15 protein-coding genes and 1 pseudogene are annotated in these 20,661 nt (G+C 75.9%); 5 read left to right on the top strand and 11 right to left on the bottom strand.

Translation table 11 applies throughout. The features are described from left to right. Positions 1–26: 26 nt before the first annotated feature. From ACTHLI_RS11000 to ACTHLI_RS10990, 3 genes are all read right to left on the bottom strand, one after another. The gene (locus ACTHLI_RS11000) at positions 27–983 is read right to left on the bottom strand and encodes a universal stress protein (RefSeq protein WP_440183526.1); all 957 of its coding nucleotides are present in this window, start codon (positions 981–983) and stop codon (positions 27–29) included. Positions 984–1,041: 58 nt separating this feature from the next. Next, the gene (locus ACTHLI_RS10995) at positions 1,042–2,949 is read right to left on the bottom strand and encodes a heavy metal translocating P-type ATPase (RefSeq protein WP_440183524.1); all 1,908 of its coding nucleotides are present in this window, start codon (positions 2,947–2,949) and stop codon (positions 1,042–1,044) included. A 160-nt stretch (positions 2,950–3,109) separates the two neighbouring features. Then, positions 3,110–4,057 (bottom strand): alpha/beta hydrolase, encoded by a 948-nt coding sequence (locus ACTHLI_RS10990; RefSeq protein WP_440183523.1) that lies wholly within the window; start codon positions 4,055–4,057, stop codon positions 3,110–3,112. Positions 4,058–4,143: 86 nt separating this feature from the next. Here ACTHLI_RS10990 and ACTHLI_RS10985 point away from each other — a divergent pair. Next, positions 4,144–4,710 (top strand): annotated as a pseudogene (locus ACTHLI_RS10985) (glycosyltransferase family 2 protein); the annotation flags it as partial. A gap of 174 nt (positions 4,711–4,884) precedes the next feature. Here ACTHLI_RS10985 and ACTHLI_RS10980 read toward each other — a convergent pair. After that, positions 4,885–5,781, bottom strand: a complete 897-nt coding sequence (locus tag ACTHLI_RS10980; protein WP_440183521.1) for an alpha/beta fold hydrolase — start codon at positions 5,779–5,781, stop codon at positions 4,885–4,887. 3 nt (positions 5,782–5,784) lie between these two features. Next, positions 5,785–6,498 carry an AMIN-like domain-containing (lipo)protein gene (locus ACTHLI_RS10975; protein ID WP_440183519.1) on the bottom strand — a complete coding sequence of 238 codons (714 nt, stop codon included), beginning with the start codon at positions 6,496–6,498 and terminating at the stop codon, positions 5,785–5,787. A 122-nt stretch (positions 6,499–6,620) separates the two neighbouring features. Between ACTHLI_RS10975 and ACTHLI_RS10970 the strand changes: the two genes are divergently transcribed. Further along, positions 6,621–9,068, top strand: coding sequence for an HAD-IC family P-type ATPase (locus tag ACTHLI_RS10970; protein ID WP_440183517.1), 2,448 nt, complete (start codon positions 6,621–6,623; stop codon positions 9,066–9,068). On the opposite strand, the gene ACTHLI_RS10965 is transcribed toward ACTHLI_RS10970, so the two are convergent. Genes ACTHLI_RS10965 through ACTHLI_RS10955 form a run of 3 tightly spaced genes read right to left on the bottom strand, consistent with a single transcriptional unit; the run spans position 9,011 to position 11,627 of the window. Then, on the bottom strand, positions 9,011–9,865 hold the full coding sequence (locus ACTHLI_RS10965; protein WP_440183613.1) for a slipin family protein: 855 nt from the start codon (positions 9,863–9,865) through the stop codon (positions 9,011–9,013). The genes ACTHLI_RS10970 and ACTHLI_RS10965 overlap by 58 nt on opposite strands. A gap of 35 nt (positions 9,866–9,900) precedes the next feature. Next, entirely contained in the window at positions 9,901–10,779 is an 879-nt protein-coding gene (locus ACTHLI_RS10960) for a universal stress protein (protein ID WP_440183516.1), read from the bottom strand. A 5-nt stretch (positions 10,780–10,784) separates the two neighbouring features. After that, a complete protein-coding gene (locus tag ACTHLI_RS10955; protein ID WP_440183514.1) occupies positions 10,785–11,627 on the bottom strand; it encodes a universal stress protein in 843 nt (280 codons plus the stop codon). 168 nt (positions 11,628–11,795) lie between these two features. Here ACTHLI_RS10955 and ACTHLI_RS10950 point away from each other — a divergent pair, with 168 nt between their 5' ends. Next, positions 11,796–12,251 (top strand): Hsp20/alpha crystallin family protein, encoded by a 456-nt coding sequence (locus ACTHLI_RS10950; RefSeq protein ID WP_440183512.1) that lies wholly within the window; start codon positions 11,796–11,798, stop codon positions 12,249–12,251. Positions 12,252–12,325: 74 nt separating this feature from the next. Here ACTHLI_RS10950 and ACTHLI_RS10945 read toward each other — a convergent pair whose 3' ends face one another. Beyond that, the gene (locus ACTHLI_RS10945) at positions 12,326–13,228 is read right to left on the bottom strand and encodes a universal stress protein (RefSeq protein ID WP_440183511.1); all 903 of its coding nucleotides are present in this window, start codon (positions 13,226–13,228) and stop codon (positions 12,326–12,328) included. Between the two features lie 130 nt (positions 13,229–13,358). Between ACTHLI_RS10945 and ACTHLI_RS10940 the strand changes: the two genes are divergently transcribed. Beyond that, a complete protein-coding gene (locus ACTHLI_RS10940; RefSeq protein WP_440183510.1) occupies positions 13,359–13,868 on the top strand; it encodes a flavodoxin family protein in 510 nt (169 codons plus the stop codon). Between the two features lie 17 nt (positions 13,869–13,885). On the opposite strand, the gene ACTHLI_RS10935 is transcribed toward ACTHLI_RS10940, so the two are convergent. Together ACTHLI_RS10935 and ACTHLI_RS10930 are read right to left on the bottom strand one after the other, a co-directional pair. Beyond that, a complete protein-coding gene (locus tag ACTHLI_RS10935; RefSeq protein WP_440183508.1) occupies positions 13,886–15,541 on the bottom strand; it encodes a GAF domain-containing protein in 1,656 nt (551 codons plus the stop codon). Between the two features lie 102 nt (positions 15,542–15,643). Then, the gene (locus ACTHLI_RS10930; RefSeq protein ID WP_440183506.1) at positions 15,644–18,238 is read right to left on the bottom strand and encodes a cation-translocating P-type ATPase; all 2,595 of its coding nucleotides are present in this window, start codon (positions 18,236–18,238) and stop codon (positions 15,644–15,646) included. Positions 18,239–18,340: 102 nt separating this feature from the next. On the opposite strand from ACTHLI_RS10930, the gene ppsA reads away from it, so the two are divergent. Then, on the top strand, positions 18,341–20,661 hold a 2,321-nt coding region (ppsA, locus tag ACTHLI_RS10925; RefSeq protein WP_440183505.1), incomplete at its 3' end, for a phosphoenolpyruvate synthase.

Genomic DNA, 20,661 nt, shown 5'->3' with positions numbered 1-20,661 from the left:
GGGCCGAAGGTCCTCCTGGCTCTCGCTCAGGCGACCGCGGCCGGCTGCCACCCGATCGACCCCTCTGCCGCCCGCACGGGCGCCGCGGGCACCACCAGCACCGGGCAGGCCGCGTGCTGCGCGACGGGCAGGGCGACCGAGCCGAGCAGCACGCCGGTGAGCACCGACGCCCCGCTCCTGCCCACGACCACGAGGTCGGCGTGCGCGCTCTCCTCGACGAGGACGTGCGCCGCACCGCCGGAGCGCACGAGCTCGCGCACCCCGACAGGGCGCCCGTCGGCGAAGGCGGCGGCCGTGGCCTCCGCGACGGCCTGCTGCGCCGCGGCGCGCAGCTCGCGGTGCAGCGCGTCGGTGCCGCCGCCGGCGAGCTGCGCGTCGTCGAGCGCGGCGACGACGTCGAGCGACGCCCCCATCTCCGACGCCGCCTCGGCGGCGACCCGGAGGACCCGGGACGGATCGGGCCGCCCTCCGACGCCCACGACGACCGTGCCGTCCGGCAGCGGCGCACGGCTCGCCGCGGGGACGTCGCCGTCGTGCATCACGAGCACCGGGCACGGTGCGTGGGAGGCGCAGGCCATGCCGACCGACCCGAGCAGCAGACCCGCGAATCCCCCGTGGCCCCGGCTGCCGACGACGAGCAGGTCCGCGTCGCGCGCCTCGTCGACGAGCACCGGCGCGGGCCTGCCCTGCCGGAGCACGAGGTCGACGGGGACCAGGCAGCGGCCCGAGAAGGCGTCCTCGACGGCGGCGTGCTGGACGTCGCGGGCGATCCGCCGCAGCTCCTCCGTCCGCTCCGGCGTGCGGAGCACGGGCCGGGAGGCGGTCCAGGCCGTGACCGCGACGAGGGTGCCGCCGCGGATCGCGGCCGCCCACTCCCCCGCCCGCAGCGCCGCGACGGAATCACGCGACCCGTCGACGCCGACCACGATCCGCCGCCCGCGGCCGCCGACCAGGCCCGGGTGCGGGGCGATCGCCGGCTCCATGCGCGCACGCTCGGCCCGGTCCCCGGCCGCGGCCAGAGCAGAAGGTCCTGGGGCCAGCTCAGGAGGAGGCGGCGCGCGGGGCTCCCGCGTCGCGCGCGGCGCGGAGCGCGAGCAGGATCACGATGAGGTCGACCACCTCCTGCAGCACCGCACCGGCAAGCGCGGGGAGCACGCCCCACACGGCGACGAGCATCAGCGCGACGCTCAGCCCGATGCCGGTGAGGATCGACTGGGTGGCGATCCGCACGGTGCGTCGCGCGATGCGCATCCCCGCGGTCAGGCGGCCGAGGTCGTCGACGAGCACGACCACGTCGGCGGCCTCGCTCGCCGCGCCGGACCCGCGCGCGCCCATCGCCACCCCGACATCGGCGGCGGCCAGCACGGGCGCGTCGTTCACCCCGTCCCCGACCATCGCCACGGGACGCGGTGCGACCTCGTGCACGATCCGCACCTTGTCCTCGGGCCGGCAGGTGTCGTGCACCTCGTCGATGCCGACCTCGGCCGCCACGGCCGCGGCCGTCGCGGCGCGGTCGCCCGTGACGAGCAGCACCCGCCGCACGCCGAGCCTGCGCACCTCCGCGAGCACCGACGCCGCCTCCGGTCGCGCCCGGTCCGCGAGCAGCACCGCGCCCGCGTACCCGCCGTCCACCGCGACCTCGACGACGCTCGCGCCGGTGGTGAGGACCGGAGCGCCGACGGCCACCCCCTCCGCCTCGAGGTGGCGGCGCGTGCCGACGACCACGACCCGGCCGTCCACGACGCCCCGCACACCGCCCCCGGGGGTCTCGACGACGTCGGCCGCCTCCGGGACGGGGATGCCCCGGCGCTCGGCCTCGGCGACGATCGCGGCCGCCAGCACGTGGCCCGAGTACTGCTCCACCGCGGCGGCGAGCCCGAGCAGCCGGTCGTCGGTGCCGGTCGCGGGGCGCAGCCCGGTGACCTCGGGGCGCCCCCTGGTCACCGTGCCGGTCTTGTCGAGCGCCATCGACCTGAGGCGGCTCAGCACCTCGAGCGCCCCGCCGTCGCGGACGATCACCCCCGCGCGGGCCGCGCCGCCGAAGCCCGCGACGTACGCGATCGGCGCCGCGAGCAGCAGCGGGCACGGCGTCGCGACGACCAGCACCTCGGCGAACCGCACGGGATCGCCCGAGACCGCCCAGCCGATCCCCGCGATCGCGAACGCGAGCGCGGTGAACGGCACGGCGTACCGGTCCGCCAGCCGCACCATCGGCGCGCGGGTGCCCGACGCCTCCGCGACGAGGCGGACGAGCCGCTGGTACTCGCTGTCCGCCGCGGAGGCGAGCGCCCTGGCCCGGACCGGAGCGCCGACCACGACCGCGCCGCTCGAGGCGCGGTCGCCAGGGGCGGCGTCCACCGGGAGGCTCTCGCCGGTCAGGCGCGCCAGGTCGAGCACCGCGGAGGACTCGAGCGCGCAGTCGACGGGGACGGTCTCCCCCGGCCGGACCAGCAGCGCGTCGCCGATCGCGACCTCCGCCACCGTCACGTCCCGCAGCTCGTCGCCGGTCCGCAGGTGCGCGACGGTGGGGGTGTCGGCGACGAGGGTGGAGAGCCGCTGCCTGGCTCGCCTGCCCGCGGCGGCCTCGAGGGCGGTGCCGACGAGGAGCATCAGCACGATGACCGCGGCCGCCCACCACTCCTGCACGGCGAGCGTGCTGCCGATCGCCGCGATCGCGAGCACGTCCACGCCGAACCGGCCCGCGCGCAGGGTGCGGACCATCCGGACGGCCTCCGGCACCGCGGCGGCGGCCGACCCGACGCCCAGCAGCCACGGCACCGCGACCGCGCCTCCCGTGAGCTGCAGCACGAGCGCGACCGCGAGCAGCAGGAGCCAGGCCGCGACCCACGGGTAGCGCCGGAGGACGCCTGCACGGTCCCCGCCCGCCCGGTCCGGCTCGGCGAGGCCACCGGGCGCCTGGTCCGGCGCCGTGGATGTCGAGGTCCGCACGCCCGCCGCCGCCTCCCGTCGTGGTGCTGCTCCTGCGGGATCGACGGTGTCGTGGCCGGGACGGCGGGGCCAGGGCCGTTGTGCCCTGGTCGGGGGCGCGGCCCGGCTCGAGGGTGCGGTGGTGAGCGAGCTCCCCGGCGGCGTGCGCCGCCTCCTGCGCTCAGGCGGGTGCGGCGGTGACCCGGTGCACGAACGCCTGCAGCCGGCGGTACACGAGCTGCGACTCCGGCAGCGACGCGTCCTGCTGCCAGGTGTGCCGCGCGCGGGTGTGGTGCCTGCCGAGGATCATCGCCTCCACCGGGACCTCGAGGCGGCGGAGGCGATCGACGAGCGCGGTGCTCGCGCGGCGCAGGAAGTCGCGGGCGGAGCTCGAGACGAACGTGTCCGGGAAGGCGGCCGAGACCCACTCGACCGGCGACAGGTAGCGGACCGCCTCCGCGAACGCCGCCCCGCGGAGCCCCCTGCCGGCGCCGGGCAGCAGCATCCGGACGAATCCGAGGGCCGGCGACCAAGGCTTCGCGGCCGACGACAGGTCCGCGAAGCTGCAGTGCTGGACGACACCGCGGATCGCGCCGGGCGGCATCGCGGGCTCCACCCCGTAATGCGCCGCCAGCTCGGGCGCGAGCGTCGCGGCGACCGTGAGCGCGGCGATCTGACCGCCGGCCGAGTCGCCGCCGACGACGATCCTCTCGGGGTCGCCGCCGTATCCGGCGATGCGGTCCCTCGTCCAGGCCAGGACCCGGTTCGCGTCGTCGAGCATGGAGCGCATGGAATGGTCGTCGCCCCCGGAGGCGAGGCGGTAGTTCGCGTTGACGACCACGAACCCGGCGGCCGCCTGGCTCGCGCAGTAGGCGTCGACCGCGGCCTTGTCGCCGCTCGTCCAGCCGCCGCCGTGGAAGTACACGTACACGGGGGCGCCCGCGGCGCCCCCTGCGGGCCGCAGCACGTCGAGGCGGTGCGCCCGACCGCCGTCCGGCACGTACGCCAGGTCCAGGTCCCGCACGACCCCGGGCACCGCGTGCTTCGCGAACCTGGCCTCCTGACGGGCGGCGATCCGCCCCATCAGCACGCGCCACGCCCAGACCGGGATCGCCGACACGTGGGCCATGCGGTCCACGGTAGGCGAGCCGCCGACCGGCACCGCGCGCGATCGCTCCGGGCGGAACCGGGCGGGCCGTCCGGCAGGGGCGCGTGATGCGCATCGCCGTCGTCATCCCGGTCCGCGACGATGCGGCGGCGCTCGAGCAGTGCCTCACCGCGATCGAGGACCAGACCCGGCAGGCGGACGACATCGTGGTCGTCGACAACGGCAGCACCGACGGCAGCGCCGGCGTCGCCGCCCGCCACGGCGCGCGCGTGGTGACGGCGAGGGTGCCCGGCATCCCCGGCGCCACCGCGACCGGGTTCGACCACGCGCGCGGCGACGTGCTCGCGCGGCTCGACGCGGACTCGGTGGCGCCCGCCGACTGGCTCGCCCGCATCGGGACGGCGTTCACGGAGGATCCGGAGCTCGCGGCGGTCAGCGGCGCGGCGACGTTCTACGGGGGTCCCGGCGTCGTGCGCGTCCTCGGCCGGCTGTCGTTGACCGTCGGGTACTTCCGGGTCATCGCGGGGCTGCTCGGGCACGCACCGCTGTACGGCTCGAACTTCGCCATCACCGCGGCGCTCTGGCAGCGGATCGCGCCGGCCGTGCACCGCGACCGCGGCGACGTGCACGACGACCTGGACCTCTCCCTGCACCTGCCTCCCGGGGTCCGCGTCCGCTACGACCCGGCGCTCGCGATGGCGGTCTCCGCGCGCTCCTTCCGGCGCCCCGGCGGGACGGGCAGGCAGCTCCGCTTCACCGCTGCCACGCTCGCGGCGGCGCAGCGGGAGGACGGCCTGCTCCGCATGCGGTTCGCGTGGTACCTCGCCACCGGGCGCCCGGGACCGGGGTCAGCGCCGCTGTTCCGCGGCCTGGAACAGCGCGAGCAGATCGCGGCTCAGCGCGTGTGGGGACGTCTCGCAGGGGCTGTGGCCGCCGGGGTAGACGTGGAGGGCCGCGCCGAGCTCGTCGGCGAAGCGTCGATGCAGGTCGACGGGCCAGACGTCGTGGTCGCCGACGGCGATCAGGACGGGGACGCCGCTGGCCCGGAGTCGTTCCCGGACGTCGGGCACGCGACGCAGTAGCGCGAAGGAGGCGGCGTGGGCGTCCGTCCTGGTGCTCGCGAACCGCGCGCGGACGAAGCGCAGGCGCCCGGGAGGCACCCGCTGGACGTTGTGCCGGATCGTCCAGCGGACGAGCGCCGCCAGGGCCGCCGCGGGCAGCAGCGGACTCACCGCGCCGATCGGCCGCGCGCGGGCCAGCGCGTCGGCGGCGACCGGCGGCCCGGAGAGCAGCGTGAGGGAGCGCACGAGGTCGGGCCGGCGGACGGCGACCAGCTCGGCGACGACCGCCTGGAACGAGTGCCCCAGGAGGTGCACCGGCGCGGGCCCCTGCTCGATCACCGCGACGAGGTCGTCCACGAACAGCTCGTAGTCCCAGCCCCTGCCGGGCCCGAGGCGCTCCGGTCCGGCCGCAGCCGACTGGTACTGCCCGGCCGCGTCGTAGGACTCCACGCGGTACCCCGCGGCAGCGAGGACGGGCAGCATGAACAGGAAGTCCTCCTTGGAGCCGGTGATGCCCGGCGCGAGCACTGCGCGGGGCGCGCCGTCCGCGCCCGCGCACAGCCCCGCGAGCTCGCCGGTGGGCACCGCCGCCGCGCACGGGCGCACCCCGGCGGGACGCCGGGTCCAGTCGACGTCCGGGAGGGCGGCGTCCTCCGGGTCCATCGTCCTGAGCGGCTGGAGCACGGTTCAGCGCGTCGCGATCTGGAGCGCCACGATCGACCAGCGGGTGGCGCCCTCGGTGCGCACGACCTCCACGATCCGCACCCGGCCCGCGCCCGAGGACGGTGGGACGGCGACGCCCACCGCGTACACGACCTGGCCCTCGAAGTCCTCGGCGGGCGCGACGTCGGCGAGCGCGGTGAGCCCGACGGGCCGGGCGGGCGCCGTGGTCACGGTGGAGCGACCCGACTCGTCGTGCGCCTGCGCGTCCCGGAACAGCACCCGGAGCCGGCTGACGCCCGCGACCGGCACCCGGCGGCCGCTGCCGCCTGCCGTGACCGCGGCGACGTACTGGACGTCGTAGCTCGGGAAGCCGCCGGTGAAGCGGAAGCTGACCTGGTCGTACCCGGCGTGCGCGCCGACCGCGACCTGGCGGAGGCAGGGCAGCGGTGGTGCGGGCGGCGGCAGCACGGGCGGGCTGACCCGGTGGGTCGTCACGACCGGCGCGCCCGGCGTCGGCACGCCGAACGGGTGGGTCGTCACCGATGAGACGACCACGCCACCGGTCGCCGACGCGGACGGGGACGCTGAGGGCGAGGCGGTCGCGGGCCGGGTCGCCGGGATGCCGGTCGTCCGCGACGCGGACGTCGCCGGTGTGCTCGCCGTCGGCGAGGCGGTGCCGCAGCCCGCGAGCAGCCCGCAGAGCACCAGCGGGATCACGAGTGCCCCGAACCGTCGCATGGCTTCCTCCCGCGCACACGGAAGCGCCGGGCGGGGCGGGGCGGGAGGGCCGATGGTCCTCACGGGGCACCGCGGTGACCTTGGACTCTGCGGCGAGCGGGCGCGCCCGCGAGGATCGTCGCATGCCGGGTCAGCGGGGCCACGACCCGCTGCTGGACGAGGAGGGGCTGTCGTCGGCCGCGGTCGCGGCGAGGGTGGCCGATGGGCTCACGAACGCCGTGCCGACGCGCGTCAGCAGGACGGTCGCCGCGATCATCCGGACGAACGTCCTCACGCTGTTCAACGCCGTGGTCGCGGGCGGCTTCGTGCTGCTGCTCGCGATCGGCTCCTGGCGGGACGCGCTGTTCGGCCTGTCGGCGCTCGCGAACGCCGTGATCGGGATCGCGCAGGAGCTGCACGCGAAGCGGCTGCTCGACCGGCTCGCGGTCGTCACCGCGGACCGGGCCGTCGTCGTGCGGGACGGCGCGGCCCTCGAGGTCGCGGCCCGCGACCTCGTGCTCGACGACGTCCTCGCGCTCCGGGCAGGCGACGTCGTCGTGGCGGACGCCGTCGTGCTCGTCGCCGTGGGCCTCGAGGTCGACGAGTCGCTGCTGACCGGGGAGGCGGACCCGGTCGCCAAGGGGGCGGGCGAGCGGGTGCTCGCCGGCTCCTCGGTCCTCGCCGGCCGCTGCCGCGCGCGGGTCGACCGCATCGGCAGCGGGTCGTTCGCGGGCGCCATGACGGTCGTCGCGAGACGCTTCACCCGTACCCCCTCCGAGATCCGCACGGCCCTCGACCGGGTGCTGCGCGTGATCGCGTGGGCGCTGGTCCCGGTGCTGCTCGTCGCCCTGAACGGCCAGCTGCAGGCGCTGGGCGGCTGGGAGGCGGCGATCCGCGACGGCGCCTGGCGGGACGCGGTGGTGCGGACGGTCGGCGCGGTGATCGCGATGATCCCGCTCGGCCTGGTGCTCCTGTCGAGCATCGCGCTCGCCGCGGGAGCGGCGAGGCTCGCCCGGCGCCGGGTGCTCCTGCACGACCTCGCGTCCGTCGAGGGCCTGGCCAGGGTCGACGTGCTGTGCCTCGACAAGACCGGCACGCTCACCGACGGGGTCGTCGCGTTCGACGCCGTGCATCCGCTCCCCGGAGGGACGGCTCCCGGCTGGCAGGAGGCACTCGGCTGGTTCGGCGCCGACGACACCGCGAACCGCACCGCCCTCGCGCTGCGATCCGCGTTCCCGCAGCCGGCGGGCGACCCGCCGACCGCGAGGGTCGCGTTCGGGTCCGCGCGCCGATGGAGCGCCCTGCAACTGCCCGACCCGTCGGGCACCTGGGTTCTCGGCGCCCCGGAGGCGCTGCTCCCCGACGATGCAAAGGCGCCCCTCCGCGCCGCGGCGGCCCTGGCCTCCTCCGGCAGGCGCACCCTGCTGCTCGCCTGCACAGCGGCACCCCTCACGGTCGGCGACGCCGAGCCGGCACCGCTGCCGGCAGGGCTGCGGCCCGTCGCGATCGTGACCCTCCGCGAGCAGGTGCGGGCCGAGGCGCCGGGCATGCTCGACTGGTTCGGGCGGGAGGGGGTGCTCCTCCTCGTGCTCTCCGGCGACGACCCGGGCACCGCCCTGGCGGTCGCGCGCGCCGCCGGCCTGCGCGCGGACCGGGCGGTCGACGGGCGCACCCTGCCGAGCGATCCGGCCGAGCTCGCGGCCCTCCTCGAGCGGGACGCCGTCTTCGGCCGGGTCGCCCCCGGGCAGAAGCAGGCGATGGTGCGCGCCCTCCGAGCGAGCGGGCACGTCGTCGCCATGACGGGCGACGGGCTGAACGACGTGCTCGCGCTGAAGGAGGCGGACCTCGGCATCGCGATGAGCACCGCCCCGGCCGCCACCAAGGCGGTCGCGCGCGCGGTGCTGCTCGACGACCGCTTCGACCGGCTGCCGCAGGTCGTCGCGGAGGGCCGGAAGGTCATCGCGAACATCGAACGGCTCACGATGCTCGCGCTCACGAAGACGGTCTGGGCGGTCGTCCTGCCGCTCGTCGCCGGGGTGCTGCTCTGGCCGCTCCCGTTCCTCCCGCGGCAGCTGTCCGTGCTCGACGGGCTCACGATCGGACTGCCCGCGTTCTTCCTGGCGCTGCGGCCGAACGCGCTGCGCTACCGGAGCGGCTTCCTCAGCCGCGCCCTCGGGTTCGCGGTGCCCGCGGGCGCGATCATCGCCTGCGCGATCCTCGTCACGACGGCGACCGGCCTGCTGGGCCTCCTGCCGCCCGAATCGGCCTCCACCGCCGCCTTCGTCGTGCTGGGCGCGATCAGCATCTGGGTCCTCGTCGTCTGCGCGCGCCCGCTGGACGTCGCGCGCCTGCTCGTGCTCGGCGCCGCGGCGGCCGGAGCGGCGCTGCTGCTCGTCGTGCCCGCTGCACGGGACTTCCTCGGGCTGGTCGTCCCGTCCCCGGCGTCGCTGGGTGTCGCCGCCGCGATCTCGCTGCTCGGCTGCGCCGCGGTCGAGGCGGTCGCGCGTCGTCCTGGCAGGAGAGCGAGCCCCGATCAGCCGGTGCGGGGATCGGAGGCGCTGAGGCCCGGCTCCCGGGGCGGCGCCGCGTGAGCGGCCTCCGGGGTGTCGGGCACCTCCGGCATCAGGGCGGACGTCTCCCGGCGGAGGAAGGTGGCGAGCTCGCTGATCGTGCTCATCAACGGGGCCGGGAAGACCACCGTCGTGTTCTTGTCCACGCCGAGCTCGACCAGGGTCTGCAGATTCCGCAGCTGCAGCGCGAGCGGGTGGCGCATCATCGTGTCGGACGCGGCGCCGAGGGCGCTCGCCGCGAGCGCCTCCCCCTCGGCGGCGATGATCTTCGCGCGCTTCTCGCGCTCCGCCTCCGCCTGCTTCGCCATCGCCCGCTTCATGCCCTCCGGCAGCTGGATGTCCTTCAGCTCCACCAGCGTGACCTCGACGCCCCACGAGGTCGTGGTCGCGTCGAGGATCACCCGGATGTCGCCGTTGATGACGTCGGTCTCGGCGAGCGTCTCGTCCAGGGTGTGCTGGCCGACGACCTTCCGCAGCGTCGTCTGCGCGATCTGGTCGATCGCCGCCTGCACGCTCTCGATCCGGACGATGGACGCGACCGGATCCGTGACCCGGTAGTACGCGACCGCCGAGATGTCGACGCTCACGTTGTCCTTCGTGATGATCCCCTGGGACTGGACCGGCGACGTGACGATGCGCAGCGACACCCTCGGCATCCGGTCGATGAGCGGCAGGATCACCCGCAGCCCCGGCTCGCGGGTGCCGATCACGCGCCCGAGCCGGAAATGCACGCCCCGCTCGTACTGCCGGACCACCCGGAGGGACAGCAGCACCAGCACGAGCACCACCGCCGCCGCGACGACGAGCGCCACCACCACCGCGTTCACGATCGATCTCCTCCCGCCCGATGCGGTCAGCCCGCGTTCGGCACGACCGCGATCGGGCAGGTGGGACGCTCCACCGCCCGGGCGCTGACCGACCGCTGCAGGAGCCGGTCGAGCCGGGTCACGGCGTGCCGCCCGAGCACCACGAGCGAGGCCCCCCACCCGAGCCGCGTGAGCGCCTTGGCCGGCCCCTCCCGCTCGAGCAGGGGCGCGACCCGGAGCGCCGGGTGCGTGCGCTGCAGCTGCCGGACGACCTCGTCGAGCCGCGCCGCGGCCTCCTGACCGCTGCGCTCCGCAGCCGCGGCCACCGAGCCGAGGCCGAGGAGCCGCCAGGCGTGCAGCACGACCAGCTGCCGCCCGGCCGCCTCCGCCTCCTCGGCCGCGAACGCCGCGGCGCGGTCGTCGCTGCCGTCCCCCTCTGCGGCGAGGAGGACAGGGCCGCTCGAGGGCTCCCAGCCGCGCGGCACGACGACGACGGGCCGGCTGCTCCACGCCGCGATGCGCCCGGCGAAGCTCGTGGTGAGCCGCGGCACGTCGAGCGGCGTCCGGTTGCTCCCGACGACCACGAGGTCGGCCGTGCCGATCCGGTCCCGCACCGCCGCGTCGGCGTCGCCGCGCACCACCTCCGCGTGGACCGCGGCCGCCGGCGCGAGCTGGACGACGAGGTCGCGTGCCTGCTCGGCCGCCTCGCCGGCCTCCGCTCGCATCGACCCGGGCCCGTCCCCGTCGCCGGGCCGCTCGGGCGGCAGCACGTCGACGAGGTGCACGTCGAGCGCTCGGGTAGCGGCCCTGGCCGCGATCCACCTGGTGGCCGCGATGCCGGCGAGTCCGCCGTCCGCCACCAGCAGCACGTGCTCGGCGGCCGCCCGGTCGCGCGTCGGGCGCGCGCCCACCTCCGGCGTCGACACGGCCGTCAGACCGCGAGCGCGAGCTTGGCGCTCGCGCTCGTCGCGGCGGGAGGCCGCATCGATTCCGCGACGACGACGAACGGCGCCCGCGCCTGGCCCGCGAGCCATCGCTCGAAGCTGTATCGGGGCGGCGCCGCGCTCGGCCGGGAGCCCTCGAGCACGAGCAGCGCCACGGCGTCCGAGCGGGACAGCAGCCCGTACGGACTGCTCACCCAGCCGCTCGCGAGCGACACGTCGAGCTCCGGATGGTGCTCTCGGACCCGCTCGATCTCGCTCTCGACCACCAGGGTGGGCTCGCCCACCTCGAGATCGTGCGGGTCGTGGAGGCGCTGGATCACGAGCCGCTCGCCGAGCGCCGCTGCGGTCTCGGCGGCGAAGTCGACCGTCGGCCGGCTGTGCGCCCGTCCGCTGACGACCGCGAGCACGCCCGTGCCGCCCGGTGTCGGTCCCCTGGGCACGACCGCGGTCACGCCCTCCGCCCTGCCTGCGAGCGCGATCGGGATCCGCCGCGCCTCCGGGCGCCGGACCCGGCCGGCCCGCGAGGCACCGAGCACGAGCAGGCGGTCGTGCCCGGCCGCCCGGTCGAGCTCGGCGACGACATCGCCGACGGCCAGCTCGGGCAGCGTCTCCAGCCCGGGGTTCCGCACCGCGAGCGCTTTCGCCATCTCGGCGAGGGACGACCGCGCCGCGGCGACCTGCTCGACCGGAGTCGTGCTCCGCGCGAGGTCGAGCACGCGCAGCACGTGCAGCGCTCCGCCCGCGTGGTCCTCGCGGTCCGCCGCCCACGCCAGCGCCTCGTCCGCCTCCGGTGATCCGTCCCAGCCGACGATCGTGCCGATCCTCGCCATCGTGTCCGCCCTCCCCCGATCAGGGTGTGAGTCTGGCCCCCGCCGGAGCCGCGCCGCAGTGGCGAAGGTCCCTGCGACCCGCGCGGACCAAAGGCCCTGCCCGGCGCTGAGCCGCCGACCTACCGTGCGGCCGCCGCGGCCCACGCGGCGGAACGGAAAGGAGCACGCATGTCACGGAACCTGGCCCGGTTCGACCCCCTCACGGAGCTCTCGAACCTGCAGAAGCAGCTGTTCGGCGACGGGTGGACGGCCCCGCTCTTGCGCGGCGCCCGTCTGCCGGCGATGGACGTCTGGACCGAGGACGACGCGAAGCTGACGGTGGAGGCGCACCTGCCCGACTTCGAGCAATCGGACATCTCGATCGACCTCGACGACGACGCGCTCGTGATCCAGGCCGAGCGGCACGAGAAGGAGGAGGACAAGAAGAAGCGCTACGTCGTGCGCGAGACGTCGAGCAGCGTCTACCGGCGCATCGCCCTGCCGGAGCAGGCGGACACCGACCACATCACGGCGGACTTCGACCACGGCGTCCTCACCGTCACGGTGCCCTTCAAGGCCGTCGCCGCCCCGAAGCGGATCAAGATCGGCACGAACGGGGCCGCCGAGGGGGCCGCTGCGGCCTGAGCGGGTCCCTGCGCGCAGAGGGAGCCCGTGGCCGACGCCACGGGCTCCCTCTGCGCGTGCGGTCGCGGTACGGGTCAGACCGTCTCGACCGCGGCCGGCACCACCACGATCGGGCAGGCGGGGCGCTCGAGCAGCTCCCGGCTCACCGAGCTGAGCAGCAGCCGGTCCACCGCGGTGAGCCCGTGGGTGCCGAGCACCATGAGCGCAGCGCCCTTGCTCGCGGCGACGAGCGCGCGCACCGGATCGTCCTGGTCCAGCACCGGCGCGACCCGCAGGTCGGGATGCCGGATGCGGATGCGGTCCGACAGCTCGCTGAGCCGGTCGCTCTCGGCGTGCTCCACCGCGTCCCGGTCCAGGTCGACGCTGCCGGACGGCGCGGCGAGCGCGGCGAGCCGCCACGCGTGGACGAGCACGAGGTGCCGCCCGAGCGCAGCGGCCTCCGCGGTCGCGAACTCGATCGCCCCGTCGTCGCTGCCGTCGCCCTGGGCCCCGAGCACGACCGGCCCGGAGGAGGGGATCCACCCGCGGGGCACGACCACCATCGGGCGCGTGCACCCGTCGGCGAGCCGGGTCGCGAAGGACGCCACGAGGTGCGGGATCCCCCGCGCGCCGCGGTTCGTGCCGACGACCACGAGGTCCGCGTGCTCCGCCCGGCGCTGCAGCGTCCGCACGGCGTCCCCGGTCAGCACCTCGGTCCGGACCGCCACCGTGGGCGCCAGGTGGTGCAGCAGGTCCCGCACCTCCGTCATCGTGCCGTTGGCGTCGACCATCCGCGCCGCGGCGGCGCCCGTGAGGTCGGGCCCGTCGCCCGGCAGCACCCGGACCGCCTCCACCTCCATGACCCGGCCGGCGGCGCGTTCGGCGATCCAGCGGATCGCGGCGACCCCCGCGAGGCCGCCGTCGGTCGCGAGGAGCAGCCGTTGCGGCCGGCCGGCCGACTCGGTGCGCTCCGCCGTGTGCTGCTCGATCGTGCTCATGCCCGTGTCTCCTTCTGCCGCGCTCCTGCTGCGCCGCGGCGGTCCGGATCACGGTCCGTCCGGCGCCGCGCGCGCGCCAGGGACGAAGGGCCCTCCCGCAGCGGCGGCAGGTACGAGGACCGTCGGGACCATGCGGGTGCTCGTGGTGGTGGAATCGATGTTCGGCAACACGGAGGCGATCGGTCGCCGCATCGCGCACGCGCTCGGCGGCGTCGCGGACGTGGAGGTGGTCGACGCCGCCAGGGCACCCGCCGACCCCGGTCCCGATGTCGACCTCGTGATCATCGGGGCGCCGACCCACGCGTTCTCGCTGCCGAGCCCGCGGACCCGCGACGACGCGGTGCGGCAGGGCGCGCCGGCCGAGCGGGACCTGCCCGGCGTGCGCGAATGGCTCGCCGTGCTGCCCGCCGGGCGCCGGTTCGCGGTGGCGGCGTTCGACACGAGGCTCCGCGGGGCGCCGCGTCATCCGCGCGGCGCGATCCGCGCCATCGGGCGCCGCGCGCGCCGATCGGGCTCGCGCGTGATCGGCACCGCCGAGTTCCTCGTCGAAGGGACCCGCGGACCCGTGACGGACGGCGAGCTCGACCGCGCGGCCCGCTGGGCCGAGGACCTCGTGCCCGCGCTGCAGCGCGCCGGCTGAGTGGCCGGCGCCCGAGATCAGCCGGTGGCCATCAGTCGCAGCGGCACGTGCCAGGTCAGCACCGTCCGGCCGTCCACGGGGGCGAGGCTGAGACTGCCGCGACGCCGCCGCGCCCGCTCCTCCAGGCGGTGCAGATCGGCGCGCGCCGCCACCTCGACGGGCGCCACTCCGTCGTTCGACACGATCACCGTGACCCCGTCCGCGTCCGCCGCCACCTCGACGGCGATGCAGCCCTCACGGCAGGCCACATCGGTGATCCCCTCCTCGACCGCGGCCAGCACGTCCTCGGCGAGATCCCCGTCGAGGACGGCGTCGATCGGTCCGGTGACGAGCACCTCCGGCTCGATGGACAGGGTCGCGCTGCGCCGCTCGACCACCTCGAACAGCCGCAGGCGGGCGGGAGCCGGTGCGGGGCCGCCCTCCGTGCGCAGGGCGGCGATGATCCGCCGGATCTGCGTGATCGCCGCGTCGAGACTCGTGACGGCCGCATCGACCAGCTCGGCGCGCCGGCCAGGAGGGAGCGTCGAGAGCACCCGCTGGAGCTGCATGCCCGTCGCGAACAGCTGCTGGATGACCCGGTCGTGGAGGTCGCGCGCGATGCGCCTCCTGTCCTCCACGAGCAGCGTCCGCTGGGCCTGCTCCCGGGCCTGAGCGAGCTCGAGGGCGACCCCGGCCCGACCGGCGAAGTCGGCCGCGGCCGTCAGATCGACGTCGGTGAACGCGGGCCGGCCGGCGGCCCGCGCCACGAGCACGGCGCCGATCGTCCCCGACCCGGTGGTGAGCGGCAGCGCCAGCACCGGCCCGAAGGGGTCGAGGTCCGGCCGGCCGAGCGCGCGGAGGGCCTGCTCGCCGTAGCGCTGCGCCCGTCCCGAGCGCAGCACCTCGCCGGCCAGCGTGTCCTGCACACGGCGCAGCGCGCCTCGGGCCCCGGTCGGATCCTCGCCGCCGACCTCGACCACGCGCAGCTGCTCGGGGTCGTCCGTCCCCACCACCACGTAGGCGCTCATCGCGTCCGCGAGCTCCCGCGTGCGGGCCGCGATCAGGGGAAGGGCGCTGCCCTGCTCGGGCGACAGGAGCCGCGCGGTGATCTCGACCGAGGCCGCGGCCCATCGCTCCCGGTACCGCGTCTCCCGGTTCAGGCGCGCGTTCTCGACGGCGAAGCCCGCGGTCGCGGTGAGGGACTGGAGGAGCTGCTCGTCCTCGTCGGTGAATCGGCCTGCCGGGTGCCCCTGCAGCAGGAGCACGCCGGAGACGACGCCCCGGATCGGGATGGGGACGCCGAGCATCGCCGGTGCGGCCTCGCCGGGGACGTGGACGGGGCGCCCGCCGGCGATGAGCACGGCGAGCGGACTCCCCTCCTCCCCGCTCCTCCCGAGGCGCCCGATGTCGACGACGTCCGGCCCCCTGCGCACGACGCGGTCGAACCGGCCGTCGGCGCCGAGGACACCGAGCGCGACCGCGCGTGCGCCCGTGAGCTGACCCGCCGCGTCGACGACCCCCTGCAGCACCGAATCGAGATCGAGGTCGGCGGTGATCCGCTGGCTCGCCCGGAGCAGCATCCGCATCCGGCCCTGCGCCGCGAGCACCTCGTTCGCGGCGTGCACCAGCTCCATGAGCCGGTCGTCGAGGTGCACGCGCGGCCCGTCGGGGAAGGAGATCTCGGAGTCGCTCACCGCGCCTCCTTCGGCCGGTCGGCCGCCGCGAGAACCCCGCGACGGCGCCAGTGTAGATCTCCAGGGCCGATCCGCACCCCCGGAAACTGAGGGGATCCTGGGTCATTTCCTGGGAGCGGCAGCCGCTCGCCGCCTGATCGCCCTCGCGATCTCGTCGACGCCCCACACGAGCACCGGGAACGGGACGAGCAGCAGCCACGTCCACCACGGCAGCGGCGCGGTGCCGAAGGCGATCCGGAGGGGCGGCAGCGTCGTGAGGGCGACGACGAACAGCAGCTCGACCCCGATCGCGACGAGCAGCTGGGGGTTCGACAGCACCCCCACCGACCGCAGGGACGCCCGCTCGGTCCTCGCGGCGAACGCGGTGCCGATCTGGCAGACCACGATCGCCGCGAACGTGGCGCTGGTGGCCTGGAGGTAGGTGGTGTGCAGCGCCGTCCCCTCTCCGACCGGCGCTCCTGGCGTCCAGCCCCCGGCCAGGAGCACGGCGAAGAACGCGAGGAGCGCGAGCGCCGCAGACAGCAGCCCCATCAGGCCCCAGGCCCGGAGCAGGAGCGCCCTCGTCATGAGCGGTTCGCGTCTCGGGCGGGGCGGCCGGCGCATCACGTCCGGCTCCGCCGGCTCCCTGCCGAGCGCGAGCGCGGGCAGCACCTCGGTCCCCAGGTCGATCGCGAGGATCTGCAGGGCGGTCAGGGGCAGGGGCACGAGACCGCCCGCGAGCGCGAAGACCACGAACGGCACGACCTCCGGCATCGCGTGGACGAACACGTAGAGCACGAACTTGCGCAGGTCGGCGTAGACGCGCCGGCCCTCCCGCACCGCGGCGACGATGGTGCCGAAGTCGTCGTCGAGCAGCACCATGGTCGCGGCGCCCCTGGCCACGTCCGTCCCGCTCCGCCCCATCGCTACCCCGATGTCCGCGGCGTGCAGCGCCGGGGCGTCGTTGACGCCGTCGCCCGTCATCGCGACGGTCTCGCCGTCGGCCCTGAGCGCCTCCGCGATCCGCAGCTTGCCCTCCGGCGTCGCGCGGGCGAACACCAGCTCGTCCCGGGTGGTCAGGAGCGCGTCGAGCTGCGGCTCGGACAACGCGTCCGCCTCCGCCCCGGTGATCACGCGGTCCGCGCGGATGCCCACCTGCCTCGCGATCTCCGCGGCCGTCGCGCCGTTGTCCCCGGTGATGACGTGCACCCGGATGCCCGCTTCGTGGCAGGCGGCCACCGCCTCCCGGACCCCGGGCCGCGGCGGGTCGATGAGGGCGACGAGTCCGAGGAGCACGAGCTCCGACTCCGCCGCGTCCGCATCGTCGGGCGGCGTGTCGACCTCGCGCCGCGCCACGGCGAGCACCCGCAGGCCGCGGGCGGTGAGCGCCTGCAGGGCCGAGCCCACCGCCGCCAGGTCCGCCGTCGTGATCGGCCGGACCGCCCCGTCGAGGATCGCGCGGCATCGGTCGAGCAGCTGCTCGGGCGCGCCCTTCACCTCGACCGCGAACCCTGCGGCCTCGCGCACCACGACGCTCATCCGCCTGCGCCTGGCGTCGAACGGGAAGACGGCGTCCGGCTGCCGCCGCGTGCAGCCCGCGCGCTCTGCGGCGTCGTGCAGCGCCACCTCCATCGGGTCCTGCGTGACGTCGAGCTGGTTGCAGTCCGCGAGCACCGCGAGCAGCGGGGCCGGGATCGCGGGGTCGTCCGGCTCGAGCGAGCGGCCCGCCACCCACAGCTCCGCGAGCCGCATCCGGTTCATGGTGAGGGTGCCGGTCTTGTCGGTGCAGATCACGGTGGTCGACCCCAGCGTCTCCACGGCCGACAGGCGCTTCACCACCGCGCCCCTCCTGGCCAGCACCCTGACGCCGAGCGCGAGCGCCAGCGTGATGGTGGGCAGCAGCCCCTCCGGCACGTTCGCGACGAGCAGGCCGACCGAGAACAGCGCCGCGTTCTGCAGGCTGAGGCCCGCGAGCAGCCCGAACGGCAGGAACAGCGCACCGATGCCGATGGCGACGATCGCGATCACCCAGGTGGCCCGCCGCACCTGCCGCTCCAGGGGGCTCTGGTCCCCCCTCCTGCGGTGCTGCGAGAGCGCGGCGATCCTGCCGAGCTCGGTGCGCACGCCGGTGGCGACGACCAGGGCGTTCGCCGAACCGGCGATGCAGGCCGTGCCGGAGAAGAGGCGGTCGGCCGCGTCGAGCAGCCGGTCACCGGGAGGGCCGCCGGCCATGCGGTGCACCGGTGCCGACTCGCCCGACAGCGCCGAGGCGTCGATGTCGACCTCCCCGCTCAGGATGCGCGCGTCGGCGGAGATGCGGTCCCCCTCGGCCACGACGAGCACGTCGCCGGGCACGAGGTCGGCCGCGGCGACGTCGAGCACGCGGCCGTCCCGCCGCACGCGGGCCCGGAGCGGCAGGTAGCCGGCGAGCGCCTGCACGGCGTGCGCCGCCTGGCGCTCCTGCACGACGGCCACGAGCGCGTTCAGCGCGATGACGACGACGACGCTCCAGCCGACGACGGGCGTCCCGGTGCCGAACGCGAGGCCGGCTGCGAGCCAGAGCAGCAGCGCCAGCGGGTGCAGCAGCTGGCGGAGCACCTGCCGCGGCCAGCCGCTGCCGCGGGGCTGGGGCAGCACGTTGGGACCGTGCTGCGCGAGCCGGCGCGCGGCCTCCCTGCTGCCGAGCCCGTCCGGCGAGGCCCCTGATCCCGGGCTCACGCCCGCGACCGTACGGCCCGGCCCGGATCGGGCAGGAGGGCCCAAGGACCCTGTGCCGCGCGGGACGGCCACGGGGATGGTGCGGCGCGAGGAGGAACCACCATGACCCACCGCTGGACCCGATCCTTCGACGAGCTCGGCATCGAGGACGTGCCGCTCGTCGGCGGCAAGACCGCGTCGCTCGGCGAGCTGCGCCGAGCCCTCACCGCCGAGGGGATCCGGGTGCCCGACGGCTTCGCCGTCACCGCGGCCGCGTACCGCGCCGTGCTCGACGCCGCGGCGGCGTGGGGGCCGCTGCACGAGGCGCTCGACGGTCTCGACCCCGACGACGCGGACGCGCTCCGGGCGGCGGGCGCCGAGGCGCGGCGCATCGTGTCCTCCGCGGCCCTCCCGGAGGAGGTCGCGGAGGAGATCAGGGCCGGCTACCGGGCCCTGCAGCGCGAGTACGGGGACGACGTGCCCCTCGCCGTCCGCAGCTCCGCGACCGCCGAGGACCTGCCCGACGTGAGCTTCGCCGGGCAGCACGAGTCGTACCTGGACGTGCGCGGCGAGGCGGCGCTGCTCGACGCGGTCCGCCGTTGCTTCGCCAGCCTCTTCACGGACCGGGCGATCCACTACCGCTTCGACCGTGGCTTCGACCACTTCTCGGTCGCGCTGTCGGTCGCCGTGATGCGGATGGTGCGCTCGGACCTCGCGTCGTCCGGGGTGCTGTTCACCCTCGACACCGAGTCCGGGTTCCGCGACGTGGTGCTGATCACCGGGTCGTACGGCCTCGGCGAGGACATCGTGCAGGGCGTCGTCGACCCCGACGAGTTCACGGTGCACAAGCCGACGTACGAGGCCGGGCACCGCGCCGTCCTCCGGCACGAGCTCGGCAGCAAGGCGACGCGGATGGTGCTCACCGGCGACGGCAGCGGCACGCACGACGAGCCGACGCCCGAGGAGGACCGCGCGCGGTTCTGCCTGACGGACGACGAGGTCCTCGAGCTCGCGGGCGACGCCATCGCCATCGAGCGGCACTACGGCCGGCCGATGGACGTGGAGTGGGCGAAGGACGGGCTCGACGGCTCGATCTCCATCGTGCAGGCGCGGCCCGAGACGGTCGCCGCGGCGCGATCCGCGACCGTGCTCGAGACCTTCCACCTCACGGCGGACGCGCCCGTGCTGGCCACCGGCCGCGCCGTCGGCGAGCGGATCGCGGCGGGCACCGCGCGGCGCGTGCACGGACCGGAGGAGCTCGCGGGCTTCCAGCCGGGCGACGTGCTCGTGGCGGAGACGACGACACCGGACTGGGAGCCGGTGATGCGCACCGCAGCGGCGGTCGTCACGGATCAGGGCGGCCGCACCTGCCACGCGGCGATCCTCGCGCGGGAGCTCGGCATCCCCGCGGTGGTCGGCACCGGGGACGGCACCGCCACGGTGCCGGACGGGGAGCGGGTCACGGTCTCGTGCGCGGACGGGGACGTGGGCGCGGTCCGCCTCGGCGCGCTGCCGTTCACGGTGGAGCGCACGGACGTCAGCGACCTGCCGCATCCGCACACCGCGGTGATGCTCAACATCGGCGACCCGAGCCGGGCGTTCGCGGCGTCCTTCCTCCCGAACGACGGGGTGGGACTCGCCCGGATGGAGTTCGTGATCAGCTCGTGGATCGGCGCGCACCCGCTCGCGCTGCTGCACCCGGAGGAGGTCGGGGACGCCGGGACGCGGGAGCGGCTGGAGCGGATCATCGGGCCTCGGCGGGACGGGGCGGCGACGTTCGTGGAGCGGCTCTCCGAGGGGATCGGCACCATCGCCGCGGCGTTCTGGCCGAAGCCGGTCGTCGTGCGGCTGTCGGACTTCAAGTCGAACGAGTACGCGAGCCTGCTCGGCGGCCGGTGGTTCGAGCCGGTCGAGGAGAACCCGATGCTCGGCTTCCGCGGTGCGGCGCGCTACGTCCATAAGGCGTACGAGGAGGGCTTCGACCTCGAGTGCCGGGCCATGCTCCGCGTCCGCGACGACATGGGGTTCACGAACGTGGTGCTGATGGTCCCGTTCGTGCGGCGCGTCGCCGAGGCGGACGCCGTGCTCGCCCGCATGGCGGAGCGGGGCCTCGCCCGCGGCCGCAACGGCCTGCAGGTGTTCGCGATGTGCGAGATCCCGAACAACGTGGTGCAGATCGACGCGTTCGCGAAGCGCTTCGACGGGATGTCCATCGGCTCGAACGACCTCACCCAGCTGACGCTCGGCGTCGACCGGGACAGCGCGATCGTCGCGGACGACTACGACGAGCGGGACCCGGGGGTGCTCGAGCTGATCCGGCAGGCCGTCGAGGGCTGCAGGCGGGCCGGGATCCATTCGGGGCTGTGCGGGCAGGCGCCCTCCGACTACCCGGAGGTCGCCGCGTTCCTCACCCGCATCGGCATCGACTCGATCAGCCTGAACCC

This window comes from Amnibacterium sp. (genome assembly GCF_051956055.1).
Lineage (GTDB): Bacteria > Actinomycetota > Actinomycetes > Actinomycetales > Microbacteriaceae > Amnibacterium.
The sequence above is the reverse complement of the archived record's forward strand: the minus strand, read 5'-3'. Positions and strand labels throughout refer to the sequence as shown.

Coding starts and splice junctions, on each gene's coding strand:
- ACTHLI_RS11000 (WP_440183526.1), bottom strand. CDS start 983: ATGGAGCCGGCGATCGCCCCGCACCCGGGCCTGGTCGGCGGCCGCGGG.
- ACTHLI_RS10990 (WP_440183523.1), bottom strand. CDS start 4,057: ATGGCCCACGTGTCGGCGATCCCGGTCTGGGCGTGGCGCGTGCTGATG.
- ACTHLI_RS10975 (WP_440183519.1), bottom strand. CDS start 6,498: ATGCGACGGTTCGGGGCACTCGTGATCCCGCTGGTGCTCTGCGGGCTG.
- ACTHLI_RS10970 (WP_440183517.1), top strand. CDS start 6,621: ATGCCGGGTCAGCGGGGCCACGACCCGCTGCTGGACGAGGAGGGGCTG.
- ACTHLI_RS10955 (WP_440183514.1), bottom strand. CDS start 11,627: ATGGCGAGGATCGGCACGATCGTCGGCTGGGACGGATCACCGGAGGCG.
- ACTHLI_RS10950 (WP_440183512.1), top strand. CDS start 11,796: ATGTCACGGAACCTGGCCCGGTTCGACCCCCTCACGGAGCTCTCGAAC.
- ACTHLI_RS10945 (WP_440183511.1), bottom strand. CDS start 13,228: ATGAGCACGATCGAGCAGCACACGGCGGAGCGCACCGAGTCGGCCGGC.
- ACTHLI_RS10940 (WP_440183510.1), top strand. CDS start 13,359: ATGCGGGTGCTCGTGGTGGTGGAATCGATGTTCGGCAACACGGAGGCG.